Annotated in this window: 3 protein-coding genes; all 3 read left to right on the forward strand. The window is 64.3% G+C overall.

The window, feature by feature from the left end; translation table 11 throughout:
- Positions 1 to 248 precede the first annotated feature (248 nt).
- Positions 249 to 839 (forward strand): GNAT family acetyltransferase, encoded by a 591-nt coding sequence (locus HU720_RS23610; protein ID WP_186523525.1) that lies wholly within the window; start codon positions 249 to 251, stop codon positions 837 to 839.
- Between the two features lie 181 nt (positions 840 to 1,020).
- Positions 1,021 to 4,920, forward strand: coding sequence for a phosphoribosylformylglycinamidine synthase (gene purL, locus HU720_RS23615; RefSeq protein WP_186523526.1), 3,900 nt, complete (start codon positions 1,021 to 1,023; stop codon positions 4,918 to 4,920).
- A gap of 4 nt (positions 4,921 to 4,924) precedes the next feature.
- Complete coding sequence (locus HU720_RS23620) at positions 4,925 to 5,236, forward strand: NGG1p interacting factor NIF3 (protein ID WP_186523527.1); 312 nt, start codon at positions 4,925 to 4,927, stop codon at positions 5,234 to 5,236.
- Positions 5,237 to 5,492 lie beyond the last annotated feature (256 nt).

The following is a 5,492-nucleotide window of genomic DNA, read 5'->3' on the forward strand; positions in this document are numbered from 1 at the left end:
GGCTGCTGCGCAGCCCAACGCGGGGCAAGCCCGCTCGCCACAAGGAGATATGTCTGGCGGGAACAGGCTTGTACAAACCATAGAATCTCCCACGCAGCCCGCGCGTGCTTGATCTTGCGCCAACATTGCGGTGATGGAGAAATACCTGTCGCGCAGGGGTAAGGCCGGGGTGCCCAGCCGGTGTTAGGGTTTGTCCTCAGGCCCGGTTCATCCGAGCGCGTCATCCACATCGAGAACCCACGCCCCGCATGGAAATACGCCTGCTGCATGGCGCTGCCATCGCGCCTTATATCGATGACCTCGCTCGCCTGCGCCTGACGGTGTTCCGCGAGTTCCCCTTCCTCTATGACGGCACACAGGCCAACCAGGCAGAATACCTGGCAAGCTACGCCCAATCCGGGCGCAGCCTGGTAGTGCTGGCGCTGGACGAAGGCCGAGTGGTCGGCGCCTCCGCAGGCCTGCCCCTGGTCGACGAAAGCCCAGAGTTCCAGCAACCCTTTCTGGCCCAGGGCCGCGACCCTGCCAGCGTGTTCTATTTTGGCGAGTCAGTGCTGCTGCCGGCCTATCGCGGCCAAGGGCTTGGCGTTCGCTTTTTCATCGAGCGCGAGTCCTACGCACACAAACTGGCCGAATTCGACTACTGCGCCTTCTGCGCCGTCGAACGCCCGGCCGGGCACCCACGCCGCCCACAGGACTACAAGCCACTGCACGGCTTCTGGCGCAACCGCGGCTTCCTGCATGAGCCATCGCTGCGCACCTCCTACAGCTGGCGCGACCTGGACGAGCGCGAGCAGTCGGCCAAGATCATGTCGTTCTGGCTCAAACCACTACCGGCCTGAAGGCCGCCGGCAGGGCATTGCACAGGGGCGGCTGCAAGCGGCAGATCGCCCGGTTTTTTCTGACCCCGAAGTCCGGTTCCGCCGCCCGGCAGCACAGGCTTCGAGCGGGTGCCGAAAGCTTGGAATTTAGGCTAGAATGCACGGCCTCTAAGCACACCCCTTCCCTGAGGCTGTCCCGACGATGTTGATCCTGCGCGGCGCTCCTGCCCTTTCTGCCTTTCGCCACGGTAAATTACTCGAGCAACTGAGCCAGAAAGTCCCCGCTGTTACTGGTTTGTATGCCGAATTCGCCCACTTCGCCGACGTTGACGGCGAGCTGACCGCCGACCAGCAGCAGGTGCTGGGGCGTCTGCTCAAGTACGGCCCGAGCGTGCCGGTGCAGGAGCCCAACGGGCGCCTGTTCCTGGTCGTTCCGCGCCTGGGCACTATCTCGCCGTGGGCGAGCAAGGCCAGCGACATCGCCCACAACTGCGGCCTGCAGTCGATCCAGCGCCTTGAGCGCGGTATCGCCTACTACGTTGCCGGCAGCCTCAGCGATGCTGACGCACACGCCATCGCCGCCGAGCTGCACGACCGCATGACCCAGCGCGTGCTGGCCAGGCTCGAAGACGCAGCCGATATGTTCAGCCACGCCCAGCCGCGCCCGATGACTTCGGTCGATGTGCTCGGCGGTGGCCGCGCAGCGCTGGCGCAAGCCAACGTCGACCTGGGCCTGGCCCTGGCCGAAGACGAGATCGACTACCTGGTCGAGGCCTTCCAGGGCCTCAAGCGCAACCCGAACGACATCGAGCTGATGATGTTCGCCCAGGCCAACTCCGAGCACTGCCGCCACAAGATCTTCAACGCCAGTTGGGACATCGACGGCCAGGAGCAGGAAAAAAGCCTGTTCGGCATGATCAAGAACACCTACCAGATGCACAGCGAAGGCGTGTTGTCCGCTTACAAGGACAACGCCTCGGTCATCGTCGGTAGCGTTGCTGGTCGCTTCTTCCCGAACCCTGAAACCCGCCAGTACGGCGCGGTGCAGGAGCCGGTGCACATCCTGATGAAGGTCGAGACGCACAACCACCCGACCGCCATCGCCCCGTTTTCCGGCGCCTCCACCGGCTCCGGTGGCGAAATCCGTGACGAAGGCGCGACTGGCCGTGGCGCCAAGCCCAAGGCCGGCCTCACCGGCTTTACCGTGTCCAACCTGCGCATCCCTGGCTTCGAACAGCCTTGGGAGCAGGCCTACGGCAAACCTGAGCGCATTGTCGATGCCCTCGACATCATGATCGAAGGCCCGCTGGGCGGCGCTGCGTTCAACAACGAGTTCGGTCGCCCGGCCCTGACCGGCTACTTCCGTACCTTCGAGCAACGCATCAATACCCCCCACGGCGAAGAAGTGCGCGGCTACCACAAGCCGATCATGCTCGCCGGCGGCATGGGCAACATCCGTGAAGACCACGTGCAAAAGGCCGAGATCACCGTTGGCGCCAAGCTGATCGTGCTCGGTGGCCCGGCCATGCTGATCGGCCTGGGCGGCGGCGCTGCTTCGTCGGTGGCTACCGGCGCAAGCTCTGCAGACCTGGACTTCGCATCGGTCCAACGCGAAAACCCGGAAATGGAACGCCGCTGCCAGGAGGTCATCGACCGCTGCTGGCAGCTGGGCGATGCCAACCCCATCGCGTTCATCCACGACGTCGGCGCCGGTGGTATTTCCAACGCCTTCCCGGAGCTGGTCAACGACGGTGGCCGTGGTGGCCGCTTCGAACTGCGCAACGTGCCCAACGACGAGCCGGGCATGGCCCCGCACGAAATCTGGAGCAACGAATCGCAGGAACGCTACGTGCTGGCGGTCAGCGCCGAAGACTTCGAGCGCTTCCAGGCGATCTGCGAGCGCGAGCGCTGCCCGTTCGCGGTAGTCGGTGAGGCCACGGCAGAGCCGCACCTGACCGTTACCGACAGCCACTTCGACAACACCCCGGTGGACATGCCGCTGGACGTGCTGCTGGGCAAGCCGCCGCGCATGCACCGTTCGGTCACCCGTGAAGCCGAGCTTGGCGATGATTTCGACCCAAGCGGGCTGGACCTCAAGGACTCGGTCGAGCGCGTTTTGCGCCACCCGGCCGTGGCCAGCAAGAGCTTCCTGATCACCATCGGCGACCGCACCATCACTGGCCTCGTTGCCCGCGACCAGATGGTCGGCCCGTGGCAGGTGCCGGTGGCCGACTGCGCCGTGACCGCCACCAGCTTCGACGTCTACACAGGTGAAGCCATGGCCATGGGCGAGCGTACTCCGCTGGCCCTGCTCGACGCCCCGGCGTCCGGGCGCATGGCGATTGGCGAGGTACTGACCAACCTGGCCGCTGCACGTATCGACAAGATTTCCGACATCAAGCTGTCGGCCAACTGGATGTCGGCTGCCGGCCACCCCGGTGAAGACGCGCGTCTGTACGACACCGTCAAGGCCGTGGGTATGGAGCTGTGCCCGGAGCTGGGCATTACCATTCCGGTCGGCAAAGACTCGATGTCGATGAAGACCCAGTGGAACGAAGCGGGCACCGACAAGAGCGTAACCTCGCCGATGTCGCTGATCATCACCGGCTTTGCACCCGCTACCGACGTGCGTAAAACCCTTACCCCGCAACTGCGCATGGACAAGGGCGAAACCGACCTGATCCTGATCGACCTGGGCCGCGGGCAGAACCGCATGGGCGCCTCGATCCTGGCGCAGACCCACGCCAAGCTTGCCAGCGCGGCCCCTGACGTGGACGACGCCGAAGACCTCAAGGCGTTCTTCGCCGTGATCCAGGGCCTCAACGCCGACGGCCACCTGCTGGCCTACCACGACCGTTCCGACGGCGGCCTGATGACCACCGTGCTGGAAATGGCCTTTGCCGGCCACTGCGGCCTGGAGCTTGAACTCGATACCCTGACCAGCAAGGCCGAGAAAATCGCGGCCATTCTGTTCAACGAAGAGCTCGGCGCGGTTATCCAGGTTCGCCAGGATGCCACCCCGGACGTGCTGGCGCAGTTCAGTGCCGCGGGCCTGGGCGAAGATTGCGTCGCAGTGATCGGCCAGCCGATCAACAACAGCGAAGTGCTGATCAAGTTCGAAGGTAAAGAGCTGTTCAAGGGCGACCGTCGTACCCTGCAGCGCCAGTGGGCCGAGACCAGCTACCAGGTCCAGCGCCTGCGTGACAACGCCGACTGCGCCGACCAGGAATTCAACCTGCTGCTCGAAGAAGAAAACCCGGGGCTGTCGGTCAAGCTCGGCTTCGACGTCAATGACGACATCGCCGCGCCGTACATCAAGAAGGGCGTGCGCCCGCAAGTGGCGATCCTGCGTGAGCAGGGCGTCAACGGCCAGGTCGAGATGGCTGCCGCCTTCGACCGCGCAGGCTTTGCCGCCATCGACGTGCACATGAGCGACATCCTTGCCGGTCGTGTTGACCTCGAAGCGTTCAAGGGCCTGGTGGCCTGCGGCGGCTTCTCCTATGGCGACGTGCTTGGTGCTGGCGAAGGCTGGGCCAAGTCGGCGCTGTTCAACGCCCGTGCCCGTGATACCTTCCAGGCCTTCTTCGAGCGTACTGACAGCTTCGCCTTGGGCGTGTGCAACGGTTGCCAGATGATGTCCAACCTGCACGAGCTGATCCCTGGCACCGAGTACTGGCCGCACTTCGTGCGCAACCGCTCGGAGCAGTTCGAGGCGCGCGTGGCCATGGTCGAGGTGCAGAAATCCAACTCGATCTTCCTGCAGGGCATGGCCGGTTCGCGCATGCCGATCGCCATCGCCCACGGTGAAGGCCATGCCGAGTTCGCCAGCGAAGAGGCACTGCTCGAAGCCGACCTGTCCGGCTGCGTGGCGATGCGTTTCGTCGACAACCATGGCAAGGTCACCGAGGCCTACCCAGCCAACCCGAACGGCTCGCCGCGCGGTATTACCGGCCTCACCAGCCGCGATGGCCGTGTGACCATCATGATGCCGCACCCTGAGCGTGTGTTCCGCGCTGTGCAGAACTCCTGGCGCCCGGATGAGTGGCAGGAAGATGCCGCGCTGATGCGTATGTTCCGCAATGCGCGGGTGTGGGTGAACTAAGGGCGTGTACAAACTCGCCTTCTTTGGCCCCGACAGCCATGTCGAGGTGGTCAAGGCCGCTGTGTTCGCCGCTGGCGGCGGGCGCATCGGCGCTTATGAGCACTGCGCCTGGCAAGTGCTCGGCCACGGCCAGTTTCGCCCCATGCACGGCAGCCAGCCGTACCTTGGGCAGGCGGGTGAGGTGGAGCGGGTCGAGGAGTGGAAGGTCGAGTTGGTCGTGGCCGATGAACTGATTGTTCAGGTCGTGGCCGCGCTCAAACAGAGCCACCCTTATGAAACACCGGCTTATGAGGTCTGGCCGCTGGCCGATTTCTGAGGCATATCGCACCCACCCCCTGAGGGTTACCCTTGGGTTTCAGGGCTGCTGCGCAGCCCAACGCGGGGCAAGCCCGCTCGCCACGAGAGATATGTCTGGCCATGGAATCTCCCACGCAGCTAAAACCTGCATGGGAGATTCTTTGGCCTTGTGCAAGGCTGCGGTGGCCTCATCGCAGGCTAGCGCCAGCTCTCATAGAACAAACGCTAACTATCTGATTTACATGGATAACGTGGGAGCGGGGGGGGGGGGGGGG

It is taken from the genome of Pseudomonas sp. SWRI51, from assembly GCF_014268825.1.
GTDB lineage: Bacteria > Pseudomonadota > Gammaproteobacteria > Pseudomonadales > Pseudomonadaceae > Aquipseudomonas > Aquipseudomonas farsensis.

What these genes read in the sequence shown, in the direction of transcription:
- HU720_RS23610 (WP_186523525.1), top strand. Translation starts at nt 249, where the DNA reads ATGGAAATACGCCTGCTGCATGGCGCTGCCATCGCGCCTTATATCGAT.
- purL (WP_186523526.1), top strand. Translation starts at nt 1,021, where the DNA reads ATGTTGATCCTGCGCGGCGCTCCTGCCCTTTCTGCCTTTCGCCACGGT.